This window comes from Klebsiella sp. MISC125 (assembly GCF_051131775.1).
Classification (GTDB): Bacteria; Pseudomonadota; Gammaproteobacteria; order Enterobacterales; family Enterobacteriaceae; genus Klebsiella.
The window spans coordinates 1,261,599-1,288,012 of the sequence record NZ_CP180448.1 but is presented as its reverse complement, the minus strand read 5'-3'; the positions used below and the strand labels follow the sequence as shown (position 1 = coordinate 1,288,012).

At 56.1% G+C, this 26,414-nt stretch carries 20 protein-coding genes; 10 read left to right on the top strand and 10 right to left on the bottom strand.

The window, feature by feature from the left end; genetic code table 11:
* Positions 1-6: 6 nt before the first annotated feature.
* The 6 genes from ACMYSL_RS06135 to syd all read right to left on the bottom strand — a co-directional run bounded on the left by ACMYSL_RS06135 (position 7) and on the right by syd (position 5,933).
* Positions 7-1,347 carry an enolase C-terminal domain-like protein gene (locus ACMYSL_RS06135; protein WP_434661763.1) on the bottom strand — a complete coding sequence of 447 codons (1,341 nt, stop codon included), beginning with the start codon at positions 1,345-1,347 and terminating at the stop codon, positions 7-9.
* On the bottom strand, positions 1,344-2,702 hold the full coding sequence (gene gudP, locus ACMYSL_RS06130; RefSeq protein WP_434661761.1) for a galactarate/glucarate/glycerate transporter GudP: 1,359 nt from the start codon (positions 2,700-2,702) through the stop codon (positions 1,344-1,346). The genes ACMYSL_RS06135 and gudP overlap by 4 nt, the downstream gene beginning before the upstream one ends.
* A gap of 483 nt (positions 2,703-3,185) precedes the next feature.
* Entirely contained in the window at positions 3,186-3,629 is a 444-nt protein-coding gene (locus tag ACMYSL_RS06125; RefSeq protein WP_181485085.1) for a flavodoxin, read from the bottom strand.
* A gap of 2 nt (positions 3,630-3,631) precedes the next feature.
* On the bottom strand, positions 3,632-4,426 hold the full coding sequence (truC, locus tag ACMYSL_RS06120; RefSeq protein WP_182234570.1) for a tRNA pseudouridine(65) synthase TruC: 795 nt from the start codon (positions 4,424-4,426) through the stop codon (positions 3,632-3,634).
* Entirely contained in the window at positions 4,426-4,755 is a 330-nt protein-coding gene (locus tag ACMYSL_RS06115; protein ID WP_434661758.1) for a YqcC family protein, read from the bottom strand. The genes truC and ACMYSL_RS06115 overlap by 1 nt, the downstream gene beginning before the upstream one ends.
* 632 nt (positions 4,756-5,387) lie before the next feature.
* Positions 5,388-5,933 carry a SecY-interacting protein gene (gene syd / locus ACMYSL_RS06110; RefSeq protein ID WP_434661756.1) on the bottom strand — a complete coding sequence of 182 codons (546 nt, stop codon included), beginning with the start codon at positions 5,931-5,933 and terminating at the stop codon, positions 5,388-5,390.
* 69 nt (positions 5,934-6,002) lie between these two features.
* On the opposite strand from syd, the gene queF reads away from it, so the two are divergent.
* From queF to ACMYSL_RS06085, 5 genes are all read left to right on the top strand, one after another.
* Positions 6,003-6,848 carry an NADPH-dependent 7-cyano-7-deazaguanine reductase QueF gene (gene queF, locus ACMYSL_RS06105; RefSeq protein WP_112213893.1) on the top strand — a complete coding sequence of 282 codons (846 nt, stop codon included), beginning with the start codon at positions 6,003-6,005 and terminating at the stop codon, positions 6,846-6,848.
* Positions 6,849-6,959: 111 nt separating this feature from the next.
* Positions 6,960-8,327 carry a nucleotide 5'-monophosphate nucleosidase PpnN gene (gene ppnN / locus ACMYSL_RS06100; protein ID WP_110275885.1) on the top strand — a complete coding sequence of 456 codons (1,368 nt, stop codon included), beginning with the start codon at positions 6,960-6,962 and terminating at the stop codon, positions 8,325-8,327.
* A 788-nt stretch (positions 8,328-9,115) separates the two neighbouring features.
* Positions 9,116-10,405, top strand: a complete 1,290-nt coding sequence (locus ACMYSL_RS06095) for an HAAAP family serine/threonine permease (protein WP_304253279.1) — start codon at positions 9,116-9,118, stop codon at positions 10,403-10,405.
* A gap of 48 nt (positions 10,406-10,453) precedes the next feature.
* A complete protein-coding gene (locus ACMYSL_RS06090) occupies positions 10,454-11,821 on the top strand; it encodes an L-serine ammonia-lyase (RefSeq protein ID WP_434661753.1) in 1,368 nt (455 codons plus the stop codon).
* Between the two features lie 133 nt (positions 11,822-11,954).
* A complete protein-coding gene (locus ACMYSL_RS06085) occupies positions 11,955-12,896 on the top strand; it encodes an aliphatic sulfonate ABC transporter substrate-binding protein (RefSeq protein ID WP_434661751.1) in 942 nt (313 codons plus the stop codon).
* Positions 12,897-13,110: 214 nt separating this feature from the next.
* On the opposite strand, the gene ACMYSL_RS06080 is transcribed toward ACMYSL_RS06085, so the two are convergent.
* From ACMYSL_RS06080 to ssuD, 3 genes are all read right to left on the bottom strand, one after another.
* Positions 13,111-14,517 (bottom strand): LLM class flavin-dependent oxidoreductase, encoded by a 1,407-nt coding sequence (locus ACMYSL_RS06080; RefSeq protein WP_434661749.1) that lies wholly within the window; start codon positions 14,515-14,517, stop codon positions 13,111-13,113.
* Between the two features lie 73 nt (positions 14,518-14,590).
* A complete protein-coding gene (locus ACMYSL_RS06075; RefSeq protein WP_434661747.1) occupies positions 14,591-15,988 on the bottom strand; it encodes an FAD/NAD(P)-binding protein in 1,398 nt (465 codons plus the stop codon).
* A gap of 30 nt (positions 15,989-16,018) precedes the next feature.
* The gene (gene ssuD / locus ACMYSL_RS06070) at positions 16,019-17,191 is read right to left on the bottom strand and encodes an FMNH2-dependent alkanesulfonate monooxygenase (protein WP_434661745.1); all 1,173 of its coding nucleotides are present in this window, start codon (positions 17,189-17,191) and stop codon (positions 16,019-16,021) included.
* Positions 17,192-17,462: 271 nt separating this feature from the next.
* On the opposite strand from ssuD, the gene ACMYSL_RS06065 reads away from it, so the two are divergent.
* Together ACMYSL_RS06065 and xni are read left to right on the top strand one after the other, a co-directional pair.
* Positions 17,463-19,406: an aliphatic sulfonate ABC transporter substrate-binding protein gene (locus tag ACMYSL_RS06065; protein WP_434661743.1), complete on the top strand. Its 1,944-nt coding sequence runs from the start codon at positions 17,463-17,465 to the stop codon at positions 19,404-19,406.
* A 110-nt stretch (positions 19,407-19,516) separates the two neighbouring features.
* Positions 19,517-20,272, top strand: a complete 756-nt coding sequence (gene xni / locus ACMYSL_RS06060; protein WP_434663964.1) for a flap endonuclease Xni — start codon at positions 19,517-19,519, stop codon at positions 20,270-20,272.
* Positions 20,273-20,556: 284 nt separating this feature from the next.
* Here the strand turns inward: xni and fucA are convergent, their stop codons facing one another.
* Entirely contained in the window at positions 20,557-21,204 is a 648-nt protein-coding gene (gene fucA, locus ACMYSL_RS06055) for an L-fuculose-phosphate aldolase (RefSeq protein ID WP_304253292.1), read from the bottom strand.
* A gap of 572 nt (positions 21,205-21,776) precedes the next feature.
* Between fucA and fucP the strand changes: the two genes are divergently transcribed.
* The 3 genes from fucP to fucK all read left to right on the top strand — a co-directional run bounded on the left by fucP (position 21,777) and on the right by fucK (position 26,413).
* A complete protein-coding gene (fucP, locus tag ACMYSL_RS06050; protein ID WP_434661741.1) occupies positions 21,777-23,087 on the top strand; it encodes an L-fucose:H+ symporter permease in 1,311 nt (436 codons plus the stop codon).
* Between the two features lie 31 nt (positions 23,088-23,118).
* On the top strand, positions 23,119-24,894 hold the full coding sequence (gene fucI, locus ACMYSL_RS06045; protein WP_434661739.1) for an L-fucose isomerase: 1,776 nt from the start codon (positions 23,119-23,121) through the stop codon (positions 24,892-24,894).
* A 100-nt stretch (positions 24,895-24,994) separates the two neighbouring features.
* A complete protein-coding gene (gene fucK / locus ACMYSL_RS06040) occupies positions 24,995-26,413 on the top strand; it encodes an L-fuculokinase (protein WP_434661737.1) in 1,419 nt (472 codons plus the stop codon).
* The last annotated feature ends 1 nt before the right edge of the window (position 26,414 follow it).

Sequence of the window (26,414 nt, the reverse complement as noted above, 5' to 3'; positions counted from 1 at the left end):
GCGTAATCAGTGACGGCCGAAAACAGGGCGTTTACGGTCAAAAGTCCATCCAGGGATCAGATACTGCATCGGGCCCGCGTCATTACGCGCGCCGCCGGGCAGTCTCTTGTAGGCTTCATGAGCCTTGTTAATCTGATCCCAGTCCAGCTCCACGCCCAGTCCAGGCGCATCCGGAACAGCAATTTTCCCGTTCTTAATCTCCAGCGGATTTTTGGTCAGGCGGCAATCGCCCTCCTGCCAGATCCAGTGGGTATCGATAGCCGTAGGCTTACCGGGCGCTGCTGCACCAACATGGGTAAACATCGCCAGCGAAATATCAAAGTGGTTGTTCGAGTGGCAGCCCCAGGTCAGGCCCCAGTCATCGCACAACTGCGCCACGCGCACTGCGCCGGAAAGCGTCCAGAAGTGCGGATCGGCCAGCGGAATATCCACCGAGTTAAGCATCACCGCATGACCCATTTCGCGCCAGTTTGTGGCAATCATGTTGGTCGCCACGGGCAAACCGGTCGCACGGCGGAACTCCGCCATCACTTCGCGACCAGAGAAACCTTGTTCGGCACCGCAAGGATCTTCGGCGTAGGTCAGCACATCGTTTAGCCCTTTACACAGTGCGATAGCTTCATCCAGCAGCCAGGCGCCGTTGGGGTCAACCGTAATACGCGCGTCCGGGAAGCGTTTTTTCAGCGCACGGGCGGTTTCAATTTCCTGCTCGCCGGGCAGCACGCCGCCCTTGAGTTTGAAGTCTTTAAAGCCATAGCGATCCTGCGAGGCTTCCGCCAGACGCACTACCGCCTCGCTGTTCATCGCTTGCTGATGGCGCAGGTGATACCAGTCATGGTTGCCCGGCGTCGTCTCCAGATAAGGCAAATCAGTCTTCGTGCGATCGCCTACGTAGAACAGATAGCCCAGCACGGTGACCGCATCGCGCTGCTTGCCCGGCCCTAGCAGTTCGCAAACTGGCACGTTGAGCGCTTTGCCCAGCAGGTCGAGCAGCGCCGCTTCCAAAGCGGCTACCGCGTTCACCCGAAGCTCAAAGGTCCAGGCACCTTTGCCAAAGGTATCAAAGTCAGCGGCCTGATTACCTTTATGCACCTGCTGTACCACCTTATTCAGGCGGGCGACTTCCTGGCCTAATACCATCGGGATAGCATCAACTAGCGTCTGATAAATCACTTCACCGCCCGGCGCTTCACCGACGCCGGTATTCCCGGAATTATCGGTAAGTACCACGATATTGCGGGTAAAGTACGCGTTATGCGCGCCGCCGATGTTGAGCAACATGCTGTCATGCCCGGCCACCGGGATAACCTTCATGTCGGTGATAACGGGGCTCGATTGTGTTGTCATGATGATTGTCCTGCGACAGGTTTCAGTTCGATACGCTTAATATCGCCCACCAGCACCAGATAGCTCAGCACCGCAACCAGCGCATGGACACCGACGTAGATCAGCGCGCCGTTGAACGAACCGGTGGTGCCAACGATGTAGCCGATGGCAATCGGCGTGACGATACCGGAAATGTTACCGAACATATTGAACAGACCGCCGCTGAGGCCGCTGATCTCTTTCGGCGCGGTATCCGCCATGACTGCCCAGCCCAGCGCACCAATGCCTTTACCAAAGAAGGCCAGTGCCATAAAACCGATGATCATCCACTCCACGTTGACGTAGTTACAGAACACCATCACCATCGACAACAGCATCCCCATGACGATTGGCGTTTTACGCGCAATATTCAGCGAGCCGGTACGACGCATCAGCCAGTCGGAAATAATTCCGCCAAGCACGCCGCCGACGAAGCCACAGATAGCCGGCACCGAAGCGACAAAACCCGCTTTCAAAATCGACATCCCGCGCGCCTGCACCAGGTAGACCGGGAACCAGGTGATAAAGAAGTAGGTCAGAGCGTTAATACAGTACTGGCCGATATACACGCCAATCATCATGCGTGAACCCAGCAGTTGTTTGATTTGTCCCCACTTCACGCTAAACGGTACTTTGGCTTTGGCTGCAGCCTGATCCATGTTGATCAGCGCGCCGCCTGCAGCGATGTAATCCAGCTCTTTTTGGTTTACGCCTGGATGCTGGTTCGGTTCATGAATCACCTTCAGCCAGACAAAGCTGATAATGATCCCGAGGCCACCCATAAAGAAGAACACGTGCGACCAGCCCACTTCGTGAGTCAGCCAACCCATGATTGGCGCAAAGATAACGGTGGCAAAGTACTGAGCAGAGTTAAAAATCGATACCGCCGTGCCCCTCTCCTGTGCCGGGAACCACGCCGCGACTATGCGACTGTTGCCGGGGAAGGAAGGTGCTTCAGCTAAACCGACAAGGAATCGCAACGTAAACAGCGCGATGATAATGCCAAAGCCGCTAAAGATATCGACGAAGCCTTGCAGCAGGGTAAACATGGACCAAATAAAGATGGACCAGAAGTAGACGCGTTTTGAACCAAAGCGGTCGAGCAACCAGCCGCCGGGGATCTGGCCGATAACATAAGCCCATGAGAACGCAGAGAAAACGTACCCCATACCGACAGCATCAAGGCCAATATCTTTGGCCATCTCCGAACCGGCAATAGATAAGGTGGCGCGGTCACCGTAGTTGAAGGATGTGACGATAAACAGCATCACCACTATCCAGTAGCGAGCATTGGTGCGCTTTTCAGCGCCGCTCGCCGCCTGACTTAATGAACTCATTGTTGCACTCCTGAATCATAGCGTTAGCTACGTTCATTCTGAACAGCACAACCTGTAGGGTACTCAGAATGACGTGTTAGTGTTTTTTCATAATTGTCGTTATATCTGGCACTGCATTTGTAACTGGCAGGAAAAGTATAAAAAGAGGGGGTGACGGGCTCACCGTGCAAATACACAGCTTTCATCGCAGTAGTAAATCTGATTTGTGGCTTATGCCTAACGGGATGGGGGATAGTTCACGGAAATGAAAAGCAAAGCCTGTTCTGAAGGGGAAATAGCGGCACAAAAGACAGGAGTGTGAATCAACTCTCTTGACCCCGTGAAATAGCCCGGTAAAGACCCTGGTATGGTAGAGGTTTTAAGGCAAATGCCCGAAGCCGGAACGGCAGAGAATTGTTACGATCTTTTTGGCCGTTAATCCGGCACTGGCATTGAAAATAAGTAAAAAGGGACGCCCTCTGCGTAGGGAGAGGGCGAAACTTTTCAATCCAGCAGCGTCGCCCACTGCTCTACCCAAGGGTTAGAGACGCTTTCGGGCTCAGGATCTTCACTGGCATCAATCATTAGCATCTCGCCAATTCGCTTACCGCCCTGCTCCTGTAATAACGCATCAAACTTCATACCGCCGCCGCAAAAGTTGGCGTAGGTGCTATCGCCCAACGCGATAATTCCATAGCGCAAATGCGGCTGATACATGTCTTTGATGCCTTCGTACAATTGCACAATATTATCCGGTAAATCACCCTGCCCAGTGGTCGATGTCACAACCAGCGCGTATTTCCCGGTATATGATTCCCAGTCTTTGACCTCTGGATCTTCAAACACTTTTGCTTGATGCCCCAGTCCGCTCAGAATGGCCTGCGCCTCTTCAGCGACCAGGAGTGAATTTCCATACATCGTGCCGACAAAAATTCCGACTTCCGCCATGACTATCTCCCTGGATTATCCTCAACACTCTCATCCTGACCGCTGTCGTCGGCAAACTCAACCCTTTCATTTAGCGGGAGAAGGCCGCGCCAGCCAAACTGCGACAGCGCGCGCATCCAGACGTCGTCCAGACCAGCGCGAATCACCAGCGGCTCGCCGGTAAAGGGATGCGTTAACGATAGCTGGCTGGCGTGCAGCATCAGCCGTTCGCAGCCAAAATGCTCCGCCGCGCTGCGATTTTGCCGCAGATCGCCATGTTTACTATCGCCGATAATCGGATGGCGAAGATGGGAGAGGTGGCGGCGTAACTGGTGTTTACGCCCGGTTTTCGGTTCAAGCTCTACCAGACTATAGCGAGTCGTGGGATAGCGCCCGGTTGCCACCGGCATTTCTACCGTCGCCAGGCCACGATAATGTGTCACCGCTGGCTGCGGGTCTTTATTTTCGCGGGCGAATTTGTCGGCAATTTTATCCAGTTCCTCGACCAGCGGGTAATCAAGCACCGCTTCTTCACTCAGCCAGCCGCGAACTATCGCATGATAGCGTTTCTGCATTTGATGCTGCTCGAATTGCTGCGACAACAATCTTCCCGCTTCGCTCGATAGCCCCATCAGCAGCACGCCGGAGGTGGGTCGGTCGAGGCGGTGTGCGGTAAACACGTGCTGGCCTATCTGATCGCGCACGGTTTGCATCACCACCACTTTTTCATCGCGATCCAGCCAGCTACGATGCACCAGCCAGCCTGAAGGTTTGTTCACAGCCACCAGCCACTGGTCCTGATAGACGATCTCCAGCATCAGGCCTCACCGCCCGCAAACAGCATATCCAGCTGGACCAGTTCCGCCAGTACCTGCTCACGTACCGGATGGGCATTATCCAGAGCCATCTCATAATAGGGGGCGACGGCGAAATTCTGCGGTAGCGGCATCTCGCTTTCCAGAAGCTGATGCATACGCGGGATTAATACCCACTGCAACCACTCCAGCGGTTCCATGGTATCAAGGCAGAATGGTTGATCGCTGGCGAACGCACGGCTCTCTGGCGCATTTTCCTGCCAGTGTTCCGTTTCGCGCAGCAGCGCTTCAATGGCGAGCAGGCGCTCACGCACGCGATGGTGAAGAGTCATGGGGAACCTCAGTGAGTTGTAAACCGGCGCAGAATAGCAAATTCAGAAGAGAAATAAAAAAAGGGAGCACTGTATAAACAGTGCTCCCGGTTCGTTTTGCAGCAATCCAGCTACATTGGTGCTCCCTGCTCGTCCTTGAAAACTTTTCCTGAGGTCTCCTGACCATGTTCATCCGTAAACTGTTGCATCCTGCTTTCACACCACCCCGATGTGAAATAACTCATCCGTAAGTCTATCCTGATCTTCCTGATCCACCGAACATCCCGACCGGCTCTCGTTCTCCATCCTGGAGGTGTCCCTTTACGCTATCCTGCGTTATCCTGTGCTTCATCCTGAAGCCTGTCCTTGCTACGCCATCCCGGCGGGTCCTGTAGAAGTGTCATCATCCTGATGTTCACTTCATCTCTCGACTCCCTGTCGATGTGTATAGAATCCCTGATTCCGCCTCGTCTTACAACCCTTCTTGAGACAATATCTTAAGATTTATCGCTATTAGCAAGAATCAAAAAATCTATAATCACTTGAATAATATTGCTTTTATCAAAACAAGGGTGGTAACGGATCGGCTTAAATGATGACGATCTCTTACAGGTCTTGTAAGAGATCTCTCACAAAGTTTTGGGTAGTTTGGATTACAGACCAGGCTTAAGGGAATTAAGGAAACTCGCAAGCGAGGGAGAAAGGGTGGTCCGTTTACGGGTTCCGAGCGTTTCTTTGATCACTTCACCGCTCATATTACAAACCGAAATCACATCCAGTTCGCTGTCCAGCGTGGCGATAAACAATGTGGGCGACAGCTTCAAACGCTTTTGCACCAGCAGATGACCAATTAAATTCTCCTGCACCCGCTGGAAGTCATCCGGGCTCCAGGTTTGCAGCAGCGTCATGGCCTCATCGGCAAAGCGCGCCGTCATATCACCCGCAAACTGAGTGGTATAATAAGCATGAAGCGGCTGTTGTACCATAATATCCAGCGCCCGTTCAACTGCGCTAATGTTAGGCTCTAAAGAAAACGGCTGCGGCTGCCAGAAAACGCCGTCATCATCCGTCGCGCTAATGCACGGCGACGGGATGCCGTAAAGCTCCTCGCTACGCGGCAGGCTGGAATATTGCTGCTGCCACGCATCGCAATAACGTTGAGTAAATGCTTGCAGCGCTTCTGCGGTTTGATAGTCCACCGGTTTCTCTCTTCACGTTAGACAGGATACACTTGGCATATAGTGTAACCGCTTTAACTATGGTGAAACATGTCTTCTTACGATAATCATCAGGCGCTGGCTGGCCTGACGCTCGGTAAATCAACTGATTACCGCGATACCTACGACGCCAGCCTGCTTCAGGGCGTCCCGCGCAGCCTGAACCGCGATCCACTGGATCTGCACGCCGATAACCTGCCGTTTCACGGTGCCGATATCTGGACGCTGTATGAACTCTCCTGGCTGAACGCCAAAGGTCTGCCGCAGGTCGCCGTGGGCCACGTTGAGCTGAACGACACCACCGTGAATCTGGTGGAATCAAAGAGTTTTAAGCTTTATCTCAACAGCTTTAACCAGACCCGCTTCGCCGACTGGCAGGAAGTACAGGCGACGCTGGCGCGCGATCTTAGTGCCTGCGCACAGGGCGAAGTAAAGGTGTCGCTGTATCGCCTTGATGAACTCGAAGGCCAGCCGGTGGCGCATCTGCACGGCACCTGCATCGACAGTCAGGATATTGAAATCGACAACTACCAGTTTAACGCCGACTATCTACAGGGCGCGGCTTCCGGAAAAGTGGTCGAAGAGACGCTGGTTAGCCATCTGCTGAAGTCCAACTGCCTGATTACTCACCAGCCGGATTGGGGCTCGGTGCAGATTCAGTATCGTGGGGCGAAAATCGATCGCGAAAAGCTGCTGCGCTACCTGGTGTCATTCCGCCACCACAACGAGTTCCACGAGCAGTGCGTTGAGCGCATTTTCAACGATATTCAGCGTTTCTGCCAGCCGGAATCCCTTTCCGTTTATGCTCGCTACACGCGACGTGGTGGTCTGGATATCAACCCGTGGCGCAGCAATAGCGAATTTGTCCCGGCCATCGCTCGCCTCGCCCGTCAATAGTAAACATTTTCACAATTTGCGTGCGTTAACGCGCGCGCAAGGTTGTGAAAACGCCGTCAGCAGGGCTATTGTAATCACAGGAAGACGATAATCGTCCTGTAAGGAGTTCACTTGATTACACATGTTAGCCCGCTTGGTTCAATGGATATGCTGTCGCAGCTGGAAGTGGATATGCTTAAACGCACCGCCAGCAGTGACCTGTATCAACTCTTTCGCAACTGCTCGCTTGCTGTGCTCAACTCGGGGAGCCTGACCGATAACAGCAAAGAGCTCCTGTCTCGTTTTGAAAACTTCGATATTAACGTGCTGCGTCGCGAACGCGGCGTGAAGCTGGAACTGATCAACCCGCCGGAAGACGCTTTCGTTGACGGACGTATTATTCGTTCCCTGCAGGCCAACCTGTTTGCCGTACTGCGCGATATCCTGTTCGTCTACGGCCAAATCCACAACACCGTGCGCTTCCCAAATCTTGATCTGGAAAGCTCGGTGCATATCACCAACCTGGTCTTTTCTATTCTGCGTAACGCCCGTGCCCTGCACGTCGGCGAAGCGCCAAATATGATTGTCTGCTGGGGCGGCCACTCGATTAACGAAAATGAGTATCTGTACGCCCGCCGCGTCGGCACACAGCTGGGTCTGCGCGAGCTGAACATCTGCACCGGCTGCGGGCCGGGCGCGATGGAAGCGCCAATGAAAGGCGCCGCCGTCGGCCACGCACAGCAACGTTACAGAGACAGCCGCTTTATCGGCATGACCGAGCCGTCTATTATCGCCGCCGAGCCGCCGAACCCGCTGGTCAACGAGCTGATCATCATGCCGGATATCGAAAAACGCCTTGAGGCGTTCGTGCGTATCGCCCACGGCATCATCATCTTCCCGGGCGGTGTGGGGACGGCGGAAGAGCTGCTCTATCTACTCGGCATTTTGATGCATCCGTCGAACAAGTCGCAGGTGCTACCGTTGATCCTTACTGGACCAAAAGAGAGCGCCGATTATTTCCGCGTGCTGGATGAGTTTATCGTGCATACGCTGGGCGAATCCGCGCGCCGTCACTATCGCATTATCATTGACGACGCCGCAGAAGTGGCGCGGCAGATGAAAAAAGCGATGCCAATGGTGAAAGAGAATCGCCGCGAAACCGGCGATGCCTACAGCTTCAACTGGTCTATCCGCATCGCCCCGGATCTGCAAATGCCGTTCGAACCGACGCATGAAAACATGGCCAATCTCAAGCTCTACCCGGATCAGCCGGTGGAAGTGCTGGCCGCCGATCTCCGTCGTGCCTTCTCCGGTATCGTCGCCGGTAACGTAAAAGAAGTGGGCATTCAGGCTATCGAGAAGTTCGGTCCGTATAAAATTCATGGCGATCAGGCGATGATGCGCCGCATGGATGACCTGCTGCAGGGCTTTGTTGCTCAGCATCGTATGAAACTGCCTGGCGGTACCGCCTACATCCCCTGCTACGAAATCTGCTCCTGAGTTCTTTTATCCCGGACAGCGGCTAACGCCTTGTCCGGGCTAGCTTCCAGTAGATGGCTGTAAACCTGTAGTCCGGCTAAGCGCAGCGCGAGCCGGGAAGAAGCCGCGGTGATGTCTCAGGTCCGGCACATTTCCCGGAGGCGATGCTGCGCATCTGTCCGGGCTACCAGTCCGCAGACGCCGGTAGACCCGTAGCACCTGTAGCCTGGGCAGGCGCATCGCGCCGCCCCCGGGAGCAGAGCGCAGAGGGGCTGAGTTTCCCGAAGGTATCCGGGCTACCCTTCCTCACAAACCGGTAAAGCCTCACTCTGCACAAAAGCCCTGTTCTCTCGTCCATTAATCAGTCCGCATGCTTTCCAATAAATTCTATTTCTTTATGAATCTTTTAAAACATTTTTGCATAGCCAATCGTTTGCGTTTCCAAAAAAAGCAATAAATATCACTATAAAAAATACTTTTTAACGCAAAAACGTCGAGAACATCGTGTTTCCACAGTAAAAACCTCGTTATTACGCAAGCCTACTATTATCTCATATGCTGAAAATGATAGCCTCCGCGCCACAAATAACTAGCTGACAACCACAAACAGGCTGTTGAACTAAAAATACGCACATTAAAAGTGGATTATTGCATTTGGGATCGCGATCACTGATGAATTCACCATATAAATGTATCTTCCCGCACCAATTGTTACGGAGAAAATGCCTAAAAAACCGTAAACAAACGAATTTCATATTATTCAGTCGTTTTTCTTCATTAGATTTTGTTGCTTCCTCCAGGAGATACAGATGGAAACCACTCAAACCAGCACCATCGTTTCGGATGCTACCCGTAGCGGTTGGCGTAAAACGGACACCATGTGGATGCTGGGCCTGTACGGCACGGCTATCGGCGCGGGCGTACTTTTCCTGCCGATCAACGCGGGCGTAGGCGGTTTGATCCCGCTGATCATTATGGCGATTCTGGCCTTTCCGATGACCTTCTTCGCCCACCGCGGTATGACTCGTTTTGTGCTGTCCGGTAAAAATCCGGGTGAAGACATCACCGAAGTGGTCGAAGAGCACTTCGGCGTCGGCGCAGGCAAGCTGATTACCCTGCTCTACTTCTTCGCTATCTACCCGATTCTGCTGGTGTATAGCGTGGCGATCACCAATACCGTCGAGAGCTTTATGCTGCACCAGCTGCACATAACGCCGCCGCCGCGCGCCATTCTTTCCCTGATTCTGATTGTCGGCATGATGACCATTGTGCGCTTCGGCGAACATATGATCGTCAAAGCGATGAGCGTGCTGGTGTTCCCGTTCGTGGTGGCGCTGATGATTCTGGCTCTGTACCTGATCCCTCAGTGGAACGGCTCTGCGCTGGAAACTTTGTCCTTGAGTAGTGCAGCCTCTACCGGCAACGGTCTGTGGATGACCTTGTGGCTGGCGATTCCGGTGATGGTGTTCTCCTTTAACCACTCGCCGATCATCTCCTCCTTCGCCGTGGCAAAACGCGAAGAGTACGGCCAGGGCGCAGAGAAAAAATGTTCAAGCATTCTGGCGCGCGCGCACATCATGATGGTGCTGACCGTGATGTTCTTCGTCTTCAGCTGCGTACTGAGCCTCTCTCCGGCAGACCTGGCGGCAGCGAAAGATCAGAACATCTCCATCCTCTCTTACCTGGCAAACCACTTTAACGCGCCGGTTATCGCCTGGATGGCCCCGATCATTGCGATGATTGCTATCACCAAATCCTTCCTCGGCCACTATCTGGGCGCTCGTGAAGGCTTTAACGGCATGGTGATTAAATCCCTGCGCGGTAAAGGAAAATCCATCGAAATCACCAAACTGAACAAGATCACTGCTCTGTTCATGCTGGTTACCACCTGGATTGTGGCGACCCTGAACCCGAGCATCCTCGGGATGATCGAAACCCTTGGCGGCCCGATTATTGCGATGATTCTGTTCCTGATGCCGATGTACGCCATCCAGAAAGTCCCGGCAATGCGCAAATACAGCGGCCACATCAGTAACGTCTTCGTAGTGCTGATGGGCCTGATTGCTATCTCCGCGATTTTCTACTCCCTGTTTAGCTAATATCCCCTCGCGCCGCCTAACGGCGGCGCAGACAGCACTGGATGCATCATGATCAGCGTATTCGATATTTTTAAAATCGGCATTGGCCCTTCCAGCTCCCACACCGTTGGACCGATGAAAGCGGGCAAACAATTCACGGACGATCTTATTGAGCGCGGGCTACTTCCCGAGGTAACCAAAGTCATCGTCGACGTCTACGGCTCCCTTTCCCTGACCGGTAAAGGCCACCACACCGACATCGCGATTATTATGGGCCTGGCGGGCAACCTGCCGGATACCGTCGACATCGACGCTATCCCTGGCTTTATCCAGGACGTCAACACCCATGGCCGTCTGATGCTGGCAAACGGCCAGCAGGAAGTCGCGTTTCCGGTCGATCAATGCATGAATTTCCATGCCGACAACCTGTCGCTGCATGAGAACGGCATGCGGATTACCGCCCTGGGCGGCGACCAGGTTCTCTACAGCCAGACTTACTACTCTATCGGCGGCGGCTTTATCGTCGACGAAGACCATTTCGGCCTGACCAACGACGCGTCGGTCGCCGTCCCTTATCCCTACAAAAACGCCGCCGATTTACAGCGCCATTGCCAGGAAAGCGGGCTGTCGCTTTCTGGACTGATGATGCAAAACGAGCTGGCGCTGCACAGTAAAGAAGAGCTGGAACAGCACTTCACTGCGGTCTGGGAAGTGATGAGCGGCGGGATTGAACGCGGAATCACCACCGAAGGCGTCCTGCCGGGCAAGCTGCGCGTACCGCGTCGTGCCGCCGCGCTGCGCCGGATGCTGGTAAGTCAGGACAACACCAATAGCGACCCAATGGCGGTGGTGGACTGGATCAACATGTTCGCCCTGGCGGTCAACGAAGAGAACGCCGCCGGTGGCCGCGTGGTGACCGCGCCGACCAACGGTGCCTGCGGCATCGTGCCTGCGGTGCTGGCCTACTACGACAAGTTTATCCGCAAAGTGAATGCCAACTCGCTGGCGCGCTATCTACTGGTTACCAGCGCCATTGGCTCACTGTATAAAATGAACGCATCGATCTCCGGCGCTGAAGTAGGCTGCCAGGGTGAAGTCGGCGTGGCCTGCTCAATGGCTGCGGCCGGTCTGACCGAACTGCTGGGCGGCAGCCCCGGTCAGGTGTGCATCGCCGCAGAAATCGGCATGGAACACAACCTCGGCCTGACCTGCGACCCGGTGGCCGGGCAGGTGCAGGTGCCGTGCATCGAGCGTAACGCTATCGCTGCGGTTAAAGCCGTCAACGCCGCGCGTATGGCCCTGCGCCGCACCAGCGAGCCGCGCGTGTGCCTCGATAAAGTCATCGAAACCATGTACGAAACCGGCAAAGATATGAATGCCAAATACCGCGAAACCTCTCGCGGCGGCCTGGCGATGAAGATTGTCGCCTGCGATTAACGCTCACGCCCGGTATGCTGCAGCATACCGGGCCTCTCTCCTTCATTTACGTTATATAAATGAAAATTTAGTTATTTATTGGTTATAAAGACGATTTGTTACCTTACGCAAAACCGCTTAAGGAGAACGAATCATGCTCAAACTATCTCGCCCGGCCCTGCTGCTACTGCTTGCTGGCTTATCCACTTCCACGCTGGCGAAAACGCCGGAAACCGTCAATATCGGCTACCAGAAAGCCAATATCTTCGCCCTGCTGAAATACCGCGGCACTCTTGATGAGAACTTTAAAAAGCAGGGGATCGCCGTGCGCTGGATAGAGTTCCCGGCTGGGCCACAAATGCTCGAAGGGCTGAACGTCGGCAGCATCGACCTCGCCGCGACCGGTGATGCGCCACCGGCCTTCGCCCAGGCCGCACAGGCAGATCTGGTCTATCTGGCCCATTCACCGGCGAACCCGAAAACAGAAGCCATTGTGGTGGCGGAAAACTCAGCGATTAAGACTGTCGCCGATCTTAAAGGCAAGCGCGTGGGGTTAAACAAAGGCTCCGACGTGAACTACCTGCTGGTGGCCGCACTAGAAAAAGCCGGACTGAGCTATAAAGATATCACCCCGGTCTACCTACCGCCTGCCGACGCCCGCGCCGCCTTCCAGCGTGGTGCCATTGACGCGTGGGTTATCTGGGATCCGTTCCTGGCGGAAGTGGAAACCAATGCTAAAGCCCGACAGATCCGCAACGCCGAAGGGCTGGTGCCGCACTACACCTTCTATCTGGCAAGCCGTAAATTTGCCGATACTTATCCGGATACTGCGAAGCAAGTGGTTGATGAACTGGATAAACTCAGCGAATGGGCCAATAGCCATCAGGATGATGCCGCCGGGATCCTTTCCACCTCAACCGGGCTGGATAAGGCCATCTGGCTGAAGACGCTGGCCCGCCTGCCCTACGGTGCCGAGCGCATGACGCCAGCGGTCTACAACGAACAGCAGGCGCTGGCGGACACCTTCACCCGCATCGGCCTGCTGCCGGTGAAAGTCGATGTTCGCAGCGCCACCTGGTCGCTGGATAAACAGTAACTTAGCCTCCCATCCCCGGGTGGCGGCGCAAGCGCCTTACCCGGGCTACGAAACCGCAGACTGCACGGATCGGTAGCCCGGACAGGCGCGTCAAGCGCCACCTCCGGGAAAGCGCTCCGGCCCCACAAACCGCACGAGCCAGTCCCCCGCCCCTTTGGGGAGAGGGTTAGGGTGAGGGGAACCAACTGCACCATCTGTACTGGCCTGGTAAAACTCAACCCACCTTCTCTTCGCTCCCGACCGCGACCGGTGCGCCGTGGCGATAGCTGGCCCCCGGATGCGGCGCTGTCAGCCGTGGACCTGCGCCAAACAGCTTTTCACGCAGGGTTCCTTCGCGATACTCCTGCTTGAACACACCGCGCTTTTGCAGTTCAGGGATCAGCAGGTCGACCACGTCGCGGAAGGTTTCGTGCGTCACCGCATAGGCGAGGTTGAAGCCATCGACATCGGTCTCCTCCACCCAGGACTGCAATTCATCGGCAACCGTCTGCGGGCTACCGACCACCAGCGGGCCGAAGCCGCCGATCCCCGCCCAGTCCGCCAACTTCTGCACCGTCCACTGGCTATTCGGGTCAGCGGTAGAAAACGCCTCCACCATTGACTGAATCGCATTGGTATGCAGATACTCCAGAACCTGATCTGGCTGATACTGACCGAGGTCGATTCCGGTCCAGCCCGAGAGCAGCGCCAGCGCCCCTTCGTAGCTGACGTACGGTTTATACTCCTGCCATTTCGCCTGCGCTTCGCTGTCGGTCTCACCGACGATGACCGTCTGCATATTGAAGATCAGGATGCTGCGCGGATCGCGTCCGGCCTCTTCGGCACGACGGCGAATATCCGCCACCGTCTTTTTCAGCAACACTTTTGACGGCGCGCCAACGAACACGCACTCCGCATGCCCGGCGGCAAACTGCTTACCGCGGCTGGAAGCACCCGCCTGATAGAGCACCGGCGTGCGCTGCGGCGACGGTTCACATAGATGGATCCCCGGTACCGAAAAAAAGTTGCCCTGATGGTTGATCGGGTGAATTTTTCGCGGATCGCTGAAGATCTTACGCTCCCTGTCGCGCAGCACCGCACCATCTTCCCAGCTCCCCTCCAGCAGCTTATAGACCACCTCCAGATACTCATCGGCATAGTCGTAGCGGGCGTCGTGATCGGTCTGCGCTTTCTGGCCAATATTGCGCGCACCGCTCTCAAGGTATGAAGTCACAATATTCCAGCCGACCCGCCCTTTGGTCAGATGGTCGAGAGTCGACAGACGACGGGCAAACGGATACGGATGTTCAAAGGAGAGCGAAGCGGTCAGGCCGAATCCCAGATGCTCCGTCACCAGCGCCATCGGCGTAATCAGGGCCAGCGGATCGTTAACCGGCACCTGTGCCGCCTGGCGAAGCGCCGCATCGCTATTACCGTTCAGCACATCGTAAACGCCGAGCACATCGGCAATAAACAGGCCATCAAACTTACCGCGCTCCAGCAGTCGCGCCAGATCGACCCAATACTCAAGGTCTTTATACTGCCAGGAGCGGTCGCGCGGATGGGCCCATAGCCCCGGCGACTGGTGGCCGACGCAGTTCATATCAAAAGCATTCAGGCGGATTTCACGTTGTGATGACATAGCACTTCTCCACGGCGCGCCCCGGCAGCGGGACGCGCGCATAATCATTAAGGGAATCAGGGATAAAGGACGTTCAGAACGCCGGACATCGGGTGGCTTGTTTGATGCCCAGGATTAGCAGAGCTTCGGCGGCGACGTCGGCGGCATGGTCAGCCACCTGCGGCAGTCCCATCAGTTCACCAAAGAACCCCCGTGCGGCAGGCCCGGAGATCAGCAAGTTGGGCACGGCACGGCCCTCCCGATCAACGGCGCGGGAGCGCTCATCAACATCCAGCCCCAGCCCAAGGGCATCGGCACAAATCAGCCCGCGCTGGCTCAGTTGGCGCAGCAGCGGCTGGCTGTCGGTCAACGCGCCGTGCGCCGGGCCGGTGGTTAAAATGAAATGATCAACGCTCACTCGTTGCGGTTCACCGCGCCGAGGCGACAGGGTTAGCGTCAGCTTTTGCGCGTCGGCTTCCAGCGCCGTCAATCTCGCGGCCTGTACGCTCAGGTTGCCATCACGCTGGCGCTGTTCAAGCACCTCAGCCACCTGCGGGGCGATACGGTAGCGGTGAACATCCCAGTAGCTGCGCAAATGGCGCAGAAAGCGCTGACGATCGGCAACCGTCAGTCCCCGCCAAATGCGTTGCCCCTGGTTGCGCACCGCGTCCAGTACCACCTGCCAGGCCAATCCCTGCTCCGCTGCGCAGTCGATATCCTTGCGGATCTTCCGCAGCCGCTGGCGCAGCGAACCCTCGCCGTATTCAGCGGGCCAGCTCGCGCTGTTGCCGCTCAGGTTGCTGCGGGATAACAGCCCACGGCGTGAAAACGCGGTAATCGGCCCCCGATGACCCAGGCGCGTTAGGGTGGCAACGGTGTCCGCCATCGTCAGGCCAGTCCCCATAACCGCCACGCTCGCCTCTGGTGCGATATTTTCCAGAGCGCCCGCTCGCCAGGGGTTAGCGATTAACGCCGGATGTTTCTCAAACGGTTTAGCCAGCAGCGGTAAAGAAGGCGGCGGATGGCTTATCGCCAGTACCAGCAGATCGGCTGATAACCGACGACCACCGTCGGTGACCACCTCGCCATCATTAAAGCTCAGCGCCTGTTCGCGCAGATGTACCAGCCGTCCTTCGCTGGCACGCGCCGCCCCGGCAAAACGCTCAGCAACGTAACGGCCAAACTGCCCGCGCTGCGGATAAACCGTGCCGTCCGCAAGCTGGGCCTGCGGGTCGTCAGTACACGCTGGCTGGCGGCGGTACCAGCTATCGAACGCGCCCTCCTCTTCACCCTCAAGCTGCATCCGCGCGGCAGGAACGTTGATCCGATGGCTCGGCTCCGTCGTGGAATAGGCCACGCCCGCGCCGGGGATCTCGCGCGGTTCCAGTAGCGTCACCCGCACGCCAACCGGGGCCAGTCGCAGTAGATGAATAGCCACCGCCGCGCCGCTAAATCCGCCGCCGACAATCACCACATGGGGTTCAGTTTGCATAGTCCAGCGCCTTCAACATTTGGCCTCCTCTCAGCTTGCGCTGACCTGTTTTACCGGGCGCTTATCGCCGCCGATGGTTTCGCCAAACGGACCGGTATTCACGCTACGCGCTTTCGGCTGATCATGGCCAGCCAGCGGCAGTAGCGGCATTACCAGGTCTGCGAAGCGATGCGCCTCTTCCAGATGCGGATAGCCGGAGAAGATAAAGTTGGTGATACCGAGCGCCTGATATTCACGAATGCGTTCCGCCACCTGTTGTGGGTTGCCAACCAGCGCCGTCCCTGCCCCGCCTCGTACCAGCCCTACGCCCGCCCACAGGTTTGGCGCAATGCGCAGATTGTCGCGCGAACCTTTGTGCAGCGCGCTCATCCGCGACTGTCCGGTGGAGTCCATGCGGGCAAAAATTTTCTGCGCCTGGGCGATAGTCTCGTCATCAAGATGAGAAATCAGGCGATCGGCAGCTGCCCACGCTTCCTCTTCGGTTTCACGAACAATCACGTGCAGACGAATACCGTATTGCAACGTGCGTCCACGGGCGGCTGCGCGCTCGCGCACTACGGTCAGCTTTTCGGCCACCAGCGCGGGCGGCTCACCCCAGGTCAGGTAAGTATCGATTTGGCCAGCGGCAACTTCGATGGCATCTTCAGAAGAACCGCCAAAATAGAGCGGCGGGCCATTTTCCTGCACCGGGGGAAACAGTACTTCCGCGCCCTCAACATGGATATGCTCGCCGTGATAGTCCACCTTTTCACCTTTCAGTAGGCGCGAGTAAACGTCGAGAAATTCGCGGGTCACCTGATAGCGTTCGCCGTGGCTAAGGAAAATGCCGTCGCCTTTGTTCTCCACCGGATCGCCGCCGGTGACGACGTTAATCAGCAGCCGACCGCCAGACAGGCGATCGAGCGTCGCCGCCATTCTCGCCGCCAGCGTCGGCGGTTGCAGGCCTGGACGGACGGCGACCAGGTAGCGCAGACGGCGGGTCAGCGGCGCCAGCGCCGAGGCCACCAGCCAGGAATCTTCACAGCTTTTCCCGGTGGGGATCAGCACGCCGTAGTAGCCAAGGCTATCGGCCGCCAGCGCCACCTGCTGCAGGTAAGGCAAATCAACCGGGCGTCCCCCCTCTGCGGTGCCCAGGTAGCGGCCATCACCGTGGGTAGGCAGGAACCAGAACACATTGATTTTCTCGTCGGCTTTTTGCGTCATTATCTCTTTCCTATATAACCATATTCGATATTTATCGAAGTGTTGTTTTAATTTAGTTATATGAGTGTTAGCGATAATCATGCCAATGGTAAATAAAAAATTAACCAAACAAATTCAGTGTGTTGGCAGAGATTAAATTTCACCTTGCTGTTGCAAATGCGCCAGCCAATGCGACCAGACTGTCGCTTTTGCAACAGTCCGGCGAGTTTACCCTCTGGTTTCCGCCGTCGGCACAGGATAAGTTCAGGGCATCAACTACCGGAGATCCGCCATGCTGAACCCTGAATTCCCATCCGCTACGCCCGTACTAATCGACCCGGCGTCAAAAGCGTTTCAGAGTCTGCTGGATAAACTGGCCCCCACCGAAGCGACGGTGCTGATCATCGGCGAAACCGGCACCGGTAAAGAGGTTGTCGCCCGCTACCTGCATCACCACAGCCCGCGCCGTCACCGGCCGTTTCTGGCGGTCAACTGCGGCGCGCTCAGCGAAAGCCTGGCGGAAGCGGAGCTGTTTGGTCATGAAAAAGGGGCCTTTACCGGCGCGATACAAAGCCATCCTGGCTGGTTCGAGGCAGCGCAAGGCGGCACGCTGCTGCTCGATGAAATCGGCGAGCTGAGCCTGTCGCTACAGGTCAAGCTGCTGCGCGTCCTGCAGGAGCGCGAAATCACCCGCGTCGGCTCACGCAAAGCGATCAAGGTCGATGTGCGGGTGATCGCCGCCACCCACGTTGATCTGATGCAGGCCATCCGCGAACGTCGTTTCCGCGAAGACCTCTACTACCGGTTGAATATCGCCATCGTGCCGCTGCCACCATTGCGCCAGCGCCGTCAGGATATTCCCGTGCTGGCGGACCATTTCCTCTCGCTCTACGCCCATCGTCTGGGTCGCCCGGTTTGCCGTCTGGCCCCGGAAACCCTTGCAAGGCTGATGGATTACCCCTGGCCGGGCAATATCCGCGAGCTGGAGAACACCCTGCATAACGCGGTGCTACTCAGTAAAGAAGAGGTCATTAGCCCTGCCCAGCTACGGTTGACGACCCTAAGCAGTGCGCTACCGGCAGCCAGCGATAATGAACTGGACGACTTTATTCACCACCAGCTCTCCCTCCCGGGCGAGCCGCTGTGGGAGCGGGTCACCGGGGCGTTGATTCGCGGCGCGATGGCCCACTGCGACGATAACCAAAGCCAGGCCGCGGCGTTGCTGGGCATTAGTCGCCACACGCTGCGCACGCAGCTGGCGAATTTTGGCATGATTAAAGGCCGCCGCAGGCTGGAGCCGACTTATCGTCCGGCGGTAAATAGTGACAGTCATGACCGGGAACTGCGCATCGGTTTTCAGCGTTTCGGCAACCTCGGTATCCTGAAAGCGCGGCAAAGTCTGGAGAAAGCCTTTGCCAGCCACGGCGTCAGCGTGCTGTGGAGCGAGTTCCCCGCCGGGCCACAGTTGCTGCACGCGCTGGCCTGCGATGAGATAGATTTCGGTACCACTGGCGAAGCGCCTCCGGTCTTCGCTCAGGCCAACAACAGCGATCTGGTCTACGTCGCCTGGGAGCCGCCCGCACCGCAAAGCGTGGCGATGGTCGTCCCGCAGCACAGCGATATCCACACCATTGCCGACCTGCGCGGCAAGCGCATCGCGCTGAATAAAGGCTCTAACGTTCACTGGCTGCTGCTGCATATTCTGGAAGAGGCCGGGCTAGAGTTGAATGACGTCAAAGTGGTCTACATTCCACCGAAATACCCGCTAACCGCCAGCGATTATCTAACAGTTGATGCGTGGATGATGTGGGATCCGCTACTCAGCGATGCGGAATATAGCGGTGAATTACGGGTCGTCACCAGCGGCGAGGGGCGCGTCAACAACCACCATTTCTACCTCTCGCGCCGCGACTACGCCATCCGCAATAACGATATTATGCAGCGCCTGGTAGCCGAATTAACGCAGACCGGGCAGTTTATCGACCGGCACCGTGATGAAGCTGCAAACCTGCTCTCTGCGGAGCTGGGGATTAACGCCGCTTCGCTGACCCGAGCATTAGGCCGCCGCAGCCATCGTACACGCCCGATGGAACTCAACGTGATTCGCGCCCAGCAAAGTATCGCCGATCGTTTTTACGCCTTGGGGCTTATCAACAAACCGATTTCGGTGCGCGAAGCGGTCTGGTACGTCGACGCCACTAATAGCGAACCCAGCCTGCTGATGCACGTCGATTAGGTCGAAACTGCGAGTCATCTTCCTGATTCTCCTGGTGCCAATAGCCTCACCCGCGCGGCGATGTTACCCTAAAAGGCATTAAGAACAGGAGCCTATCTATGGGGACATCCGTGGCCGTTCATCTACTCATCGTCGACGCACTTAATCTCATTCGCCGCATCCACGCGGTGCAGGGGTCGCCCTGCGCCGATACCTGCCTGCACGCGCTTGAACAACTGGTTGTCCATAGCCAGCCGACTCACGTCGTGGCGGTGTTTGATGATGAAGACCGCGCTCACGGCTGGCGACATCAGCGCCTGCCGGACTATAAAGCCGGACGCGCACCGATGCCGGAAACCCTCGAAGCGGAGATGCCAGCACTGCGAGCGGCGTTCGAGCAGCGTGGGTTCCGCTGCTGGGCGATCTCCGGCAGCGAGGCCGACGACCTTGCCGCCACTCTGGCGGTGAAAGTGGCGCAGGCCGGGCATCAGGCCACCATTGTTTCCACCGATAAAGGCTACTGCCAGCTGCTGTCGCCAACTATCCGCATTCGCGATTATTTCCAGAAACGCTGGCTGGATGCGCCGTTTATCGCCAAAGAGTTCGGCGTCACGCCCGAGCAACTGCCTGATTACTGGGGGCTGGCGGGCATCAGCAGCTCAAAGGTTCCCGGCGTGGCGGGGATTGGGCCGAAAAGCGCCGCCCAACTGTTAACCGATTTTCAGGATCTTGAAGGGATCTACGCGCGACTGGCGGAAGTGCCGGATAAGTGGCGTAAGAAGCTGGAAGAACATAAAGAGATGGCGTTTACCTGCCGTGAGATTGCACGCCTGCAAACCGATTTGCAGCTGGATGGCAACCTGCAACAGCTGCGTCTGGCACGGTAGCGCTATCCGGCCCGCAGACGATGGTAAACCCGTTGCCCGGATGGCGCATCCTGCCCACAGACGGCGGCTACCCCGTAGCCCGGGCAGGCGCTTTGCGCCGCCCCCGGGAGCAGAGTGCAGAGGGGCAGAATTTCCCGGAGGCGATGCTGCGCATCTGTCCGGGCTACCATCCCGCAGACGGCGGTAAACCTGTTGCATCCTGCCCACAAAGCGGCATCAAACACAGGCTGGATAAGGCGATACGCCGCCAGCCGCCCCCGGGGAGAACACGTTCTCTTACAGCTTTATTCTTCGATACGTAATCCGTAGGTTTTGAATTTTTCCAGCACGATAGCGATCGCCTCGTCATCAAGCACCGGAACCGGATCGACAATAGCCAGCGTGCTGAGGTAGAGCTGCGCCAGCACTTCCACCTCATGCGCCAGCCACAGTGCTTTTTCCAGATTCGCTTCGCAGGCGATCAGGCCATGGTGCTGCAACAACGTCGCTTTACGGTTTTTAAGGGCTACGGCCACATATTCAGACAGCTCGCGGGTCCCAAAAGTGGCGTATGGCGCGCAGGGGATAGAATTACCGCCCGCCGCCGCAATCATGTAGTGAATAGCCGGAATAGGACGGTTGAGGATCGAAACCGCCGTGCAGTGAACCGCATGGTTATGCACCACCGCGTTAGCGTCAGAACGCGTCTGATAAGCCGCCATATGAAAACGCCACTCGCTGGACGGCAGTTTGCCCTGTTCATGCTGACCGTCGGCATCAATATAAACAATGTGCGCTTCGGTCAGTTTTTCATAAGCGATGCCCGTAGGCGTTATGAGCATTCCCCCTTGATAACGCACGCTCACATTACCTGCGGTTCCCTGGTTTAATCCCAGGCGGGTCATTTCCAGGCAGGTATCAATAATCTGCCGGGCCAGTCTATTTCGTTCCATTTCTTACCTCTCTTTATGATGCTCAATACGACAACAGACGACTCACCTGGCATGACGCCCTGGCGCTGTTGAATAATGCGAATAATTGTTCACCATCATCATCCTGAATAATGAGAAAGGAATTTACATCACCACGTTCTGTGATACCCCTCACTTATTTAAAGCTAAAAAAAACAGATAACTCATTTTAAATTTCTCAAAAATGCCCGTTATTACTGATACATTAAAAAACGGGCATTTTAGCGATAATTGTAACAACTGCCCGTTTTCCACATTATAAATTTAATCGGTCATTCTCTTTGTGGGTTTTAGAATTAACATTCTCAAACGGTCATGTTTTCCTGATTATTAAAGTGATGATAATCACATAAAATCACTCAATAGATGCTAAGTGTGACCACCATCATATTAAAAGACGTTTTTTATTTGAAAATGCATTCATGAGTTCATTCCGTGATGTTTATTTCACTGTTTACACCGTCACCGGAACTCCCCTGATTTTTGCGGTCTGGTGGGTATAACCAACCACACTTTAATGCTGCTGAACACGCTTCTGAACCAATGAGGATGCTATGGGAAACACAACAATACAAACGCAGAGTTTTCGTGCGGTAGATACAGGGCAAAGCAAGCGCTACATTATTCCCTTCGCCTTACTGTGCTCGCTATTTTTCCTTTGGGCGGTCGCCAATAACCTGAATGACATCTTATTACCCCAATTTCAACAAGCTTTTACGCTAACTAATTTTCAGGCCGGACTAATCCAATCCGCTTTTTATTTTGGCTACTTCGTCATTCCTATCCCTGCGGGGATTTTGATGAAAAAATTAAGTTACAAAGCAGGAATTATTACCGGATTATTCTTATATGCTTTAGGCGCAGCATTATTCTGGCCAGCCGCCGAAGTGATGAACTACACCTTATTCCTGATTGGATTATTTATTATCGCTGCAGGTTTAGGTTGTCTGGAAACGGCGGCGAATCCTTTTGTTACCGTTTTAGGGCCTGAAAGTGGTGGACACTTCCGACTTAATCTGGCGCAAACTTTTAACTCTTTTGGTGCCATTATTGCCGTCGTCTTTGGGCAAAGTCTTATTTTGTCTAACGTGCCGCATCAATCTCAGGAAGTGCTCGATAAAATGGCGCCCGAACAGCTCAGCGCCTATAAGCACAGCCTGGTGTTATCGGTACAAACCCCTTATATGATCATCGTCGCGGTCGTCTTACTGGTCGCTCTGCTGATTATGTTGACCAAATTCCCAGCCCTGCAAAGTGATGATCATAGTGATGTCGGACAGAGTTCATTTTCAGCATCGTTTTCCCGCCTGGTGCACATTCGCCACTGGCGCTGGGCGGTACTGGCGCAGTTCTGCTACGTCGGCGCGCAAACCGCCTGCTGGAGCTATCTGATTCGCTACGCTATCGAAGAGATCCCCGGTATGACCCCAGGCTTTGCCGCCAACTATCTGACCGGCACCATGGTGTGCTTCTTTATCGGTCGCTTCACCGGCACCTGGCTTGTCAGCCGCTTCGCGCCGCATAAAGTCCTGGCAGCCTACGCCCTGCTTGCCATGATCCTGTGCCTGATTTCAGCCTTCACGGGCGGCCAAATCGGCCTGTTGGCCCTGACGCTGTGCAGCGCATTTATGTCGATTCAGTATCCGACCATCTTCTCGCTGGGTATCAAAAATCTGGGACAGGACACCAAATACGGCTCCTCTTTCATCGTCATGACCATCATTGGCGGCGGCATCGTTACCCCGGTCATGGGTTTTGTCAGCGACGCCGCTGGCAGTATTACGACCGCAGAGCTCATCCCGGCGCTGTGCTTTGCCATCATCTTCATCTTTGCCCGTTTCCGTTCACAAACGGCAGCTAACTAAACATTTATCCGAATAACGTGAGGAATCTGTAATGAAAAAAATCAGCTTACCGAAAATTGGTATTCGCCCGGTGATTGATGGACGTCGCATGGGAGTGCGCGAGTCGCTGGAAGAGCAAACCATGAATATGGCGAAAGCCACCGCCGCGCTTATCACCGAGAAACTCCGCCACGCCTGCGGCGCACAAATTGAATGCGTGATCGCCGATAGCTGTATCGCGGGAATGGCCGAATCCGCCGCCTGTGAAGAGAAATTCAGCAGCCAAAACGTCGGCGTCACCATTACCGTCACTCCATGCTGGTGCTACGGCAGCGAGACGATCGACATGGACCCGCTGCGCCCGAAAGCCATCTGGGGCTTTAACGGCACCGAGCGCCCTGGCGCGGTGTATCTTGCGGCAGCGCTGGCGGCGCACAGCCAGAAAGGCATTCCGGCATTCTCCATTTACGGCCATGACGTGCAGGATGCCGATGACACCTCCATTCCGGCAGATGTCGAAGAAAAACTGCTGCGCTTTGCCCGCGCCGGTTTAGCGGTCGCCAGCATGAAAGGCAAAAGCTATCTTTCCGTCGGCGGCGTGTCGATGGGGATCGCCGGTTCCATTGTCGATCACAACTTCTTCGAATCCTGGCTGGGCATGAAGGTGCAAGCGGTGGATATGACCGAACTGCGCCGCCGTATCGATCAGAAAATCTATGACGAAGCCGAGCTGGAAATGGCGCTGGCGTGGGCGGATAAAAACTTCCGCTATGGCGAAGACCAGAACGCGCAGCAGTATAAGCGTAATGAAGAGCAGAGCCGCGCGGTGCTCAAAGAGAGCCTGCTGATGGCGATGTGCATCCGCGACATGATGCAGGGCAACAAGAAGCTGGCGGAAAAAGGGCTGGTGGAAGAGTCGCTGGGCTATAACGCCATCGCCGCCGGCTTCCAGGGCCAGCGTCACTGGACCGATCAATACCCCAACGGCGATACCGCCGAAGCGCTGCTCAATAGTTCATTCGACTGGAACGGCGTACGTGAGCCGTTTGTCGTCGCCACCGAGAATGACAGCCTCAACGGCGTGGCGATGCTGATGGGACATCAGCTAACCGGTACCGCTCAAGTGTTTGCCGACGTCCGCACCTACTGGTCGCCGGAAGCGGTAGAACGCGTCACCGGAAAACCGCTGACCGGGCTGGCTGAGCACGGCATCATCCACCTGATCAACTCCGGCTCGGCGGCGCTGGATGGATCTTGTAAACAGCGAGATGACAACGGCAAACCGACCATGAAACCACACTGGGAAATCAGCCAACAGGAGGCCGATGCCTGCCTGGCAGCCACCGAGTGGTGCCCGGCGATTCATGAATATTTCCGCGGCGGCGGCTTCTCTTCCCGCTTCCTGACCGAAGGCGGCGTGCCGTTCACTATGACCCGCGTGAATATCATCAAAGGCATTGGTCCGGTACTGCAAATCGCCGAAGGCTGGAGCGTTGAGCTGCCGAAAGAGATGCACGACCAGCTTGATGCCCGCACCAACTCCACCTGGCCTACCACGTGGTTTGCACCGCGCCTGACCGGTAAAGGCCCGTTCTCCGACGTCTATTCAGTGATGGCGAACTGGGGCGCTAACCACGGCGTGCTGACCATCGGCCACGTTGGCGCCGACTTTATCACCCTGGCGTCTATGCTGCGTATTCCGGTGTGCATGCATAACGTCGAAGAGGCGAAAATTTATCGCCCTTCCACCTGGTCTGCGCACGGCATGGACACAGAAGGCCAGGATTACCGCGCCTGCCAGAACTATGGCCCGCTGTATAAACGTTAATGCGGCTTTGCCCGGTGGCGCAAGCTTACCGGGCCTACGGGCGCGTGAACCGTAGGCCGGATAAGCGCAGCGCCATCCGGCGACGTTTATGGAGTTATATATGAAACAAGACGTCATCCTGGTCCTCGACTGCGGCGCCACCAACGTACGGGCGATTGCCGTTGACCGACAAGGGAAAATTATTGCCCGTGCCGCCACCGCAAACGCCAGCGATATTGCCGTGGAGAACAGCGCCTGGCACCAGTGGTCGCTGGAGGCCATTGTGCAACGCTTCGCACAGTGCTGTCGGCAGATTCGCAGCGAACTGTCCTCCTGTCGGGTTCGCGGCATCACGGTCACCACCTTCGGCGTCGATGGCGCGCTGGTTGATGAACACGGCGAGCTGCTCTATCCGGTGATCAGCTGGAAATGCCCGCGCACCGCGGCCGTTATGGAAAGTATCAGCCGTTTTATGCCCCCGCAGCAGCTCCAGCAAATCTCCGGCGTCGGCGCGTTTAGCTTCAACACCTTGTACAAGCTGATATGGCTGAAAGAGAACCACCCGCAGTTGCTGGAGCAGGCCCACGCCTGGCTGTTTATTTCCTCGCTCATCAACCACCGGCTGACCGGGGAATTCACCACCGATATCACGATGGCGGGCACCAGCCAGATGCTGGACATCCACCAGCGGGATTTCAGCACGGAAATCTTACAAGCCACCGGCCTGCCGCGCCGCCTCTTCCCCCGCCTGGTCGAAGCGGGCGAGAAAATAGGCACGTTGCAATCTGATGCCGCGAACTTACTGGGCTTACCCGCCGGTATTCCGGTTATCTCCGCCGGACACGACACGCAGTTTGCGCTGTTTGGCGCGGGCGCAGAGCAGGATGAACCGGTACTCTCATCCGGCACCTGGGAAATTCTGATGGTGCGCAGCGCCCAGGTCAACACGCCGCTGCTTAGCCACTACGCCGGCTCCACCTGCGAGCTGGATAGCCAGGTAGATCTCTATAATCCAGGCATGCAATGGCTGGCTTCCGGCGTGCTCGAATGGGTGCGCAAGCTGCTGTGGACGTCGGAAACGCCGTGGCAGACGCTGATTGAAGAGGCGCGAGTTATTCCTGAGGGTGCTGAAGGCGTGAAGATGCAATGCGACCTGCTCGCCTGCCAAAACGCGGGGTGGCAGGGCGTGACGCTCAACACCACTCGCGGTCATTTCTATCGCGCTGCGCTGGAAGGGTTAACGGAACAGCTTGCGCGCAACCTGCAAACGCTACAAAAAATTGGCCACTTTAAAGCGACCGAACTGCTGCTGGTCGGCGGCGGCAGCCGTAACGCGCTGTGGAATCAGATCAAAGCCAATATGCTCGATATTCCGATTAAGGTGCTGGATGATGCCGAAACCACCGTGGCCGGAGCGGCAATGTTCGGCTGGTACGGCGTCGGTGAATTTACCAGCCCGGAACGGGCCAGAGCGCAGGTGAGCTACGAATACCGTTATTTTTATCCGCAAACCGAACCCGAACTGATTGAGGGAATTTGAG

Excerpts from the sequence above, each read along its gene's own strand:
- ACMYSL_RS06075 (WP_434661747.1), bottom strand. The coding sequence starts at position 15,988 with ATGCAAACTGAACCCCATGTGGTGATTGTCGGCGGCGGATTTAGCGGC.
- queF (WP_112213893.1), top strand. The coding sequence starts at position 6,003 with ATGTCTTCTTACGATAATCATCAGGCGCTGGCTGGCCTGACGCTCGGT.
- fucP (WP_434661741.1), top strand. The coding sequence starts at position 21,777 with ATGGGAAACACAACAATACAAACGCAGAGTTTTCGTGCGGTAGATACA.
- ACMYSL_RS06095 (WP_304253279.1), top strand. The coding sequence starts at position 9,116 with ATGGAAACCACTCAAACCAGCACCATCGTTTCGGATGCTACCCGTAGC.
- ACMYSL_RS06080 (WP_434661749.1), bottom strand. The coding sequence starts at position 14,517 with ATGTCATCACAACGTGAAATCCGCCTGAATGCTTTTGATATGAACTGC.
- ACMYSL_RS06135 (WP_434661763.1), bottom strand. The coding sequence starts at position 1,347 with ATGACAACACAATCGAGCCCCGTTATCACCGACATGAAGGTTATCCCG.
- ACMYSL_RS06125 (WP_181485085.1), bottom strand. The coding sequence starts at position 3,629 with ATGGCGGAAGTCGGAATTTTTGTCGGCACGATGTATGGAAATTCACTC.
- ssuD (WP_434661745.1), bottom strand. The coding sequence starts at position 17,191 with ATGACGCAAAAAGCCGACGAGAAAATCAATGTGTTCTGGTTCCTGCCT.
- fucK (WP_434661737.1), top strand. The coding sequence starts at position 24,995 with ATGAAACAAGACGTCATCCTGGTCCTCGACTGCGGCGCCACCAACGTA.
- gudP (WP_434661761.1), bottom strand. The coding sequence starts at position 2,702 with ATGAGTTCATTAAGTCAGGCGGCGAGCGGCGCTGAAAAGCGCACCAAT.
- fucI (WP_434661739.1), top strand. The coding sequence starts at position 23,119 with ATGAAAAAAATCAGCTTACCGAAAATTGGTATTCGCCCGGTGATTGAT.
- ACMYSL_RS06115 (WP_434661758.1), bottom strand. The coding sequence starts at position 4,755 with ATGACTCTTCACCATCGCGTGCGTGAGCGCCTGCTCGCCATTGAAGCG.
- ACMYSL_RS06065 (WP_434661743.1), top strand. The coding sequence starts at position 17,463 with ATGCTGAACCCTGAATTCCCATCCGCTACGCCCGTACTAATCGACCCG.
- ACMYSL_RS06090 (WP_434661753.1), top strand. The coding sequence starts at position 10,454 with ATGATCAGCGTATTCGATATTTTTAAAATCGGCATTGGCCCTTCCAGC.
- fucA (WP_304253292.1), bottom strand. The coding sequence starts at position 21,204 with ATGGAACGAAATAGACTGGCCCGGCAGATTATTGATACCTGCCTGGAA.
- ACMYSL_RS06085 (WP_434661751.1), top strand. The coding sequence starts at position 11,955 with ATGCTCAAACTATCTCGCCCGGCCCTGCTGCTACTGCTTGCTGGCTTA.
- truC (WP_182234570.1), bottom strand. The coding sequence starts at position 4,426 with ATGCTGGAGATCGTCTATCAGGACCAGTGGCTGGTGGCTGTGAACAAA.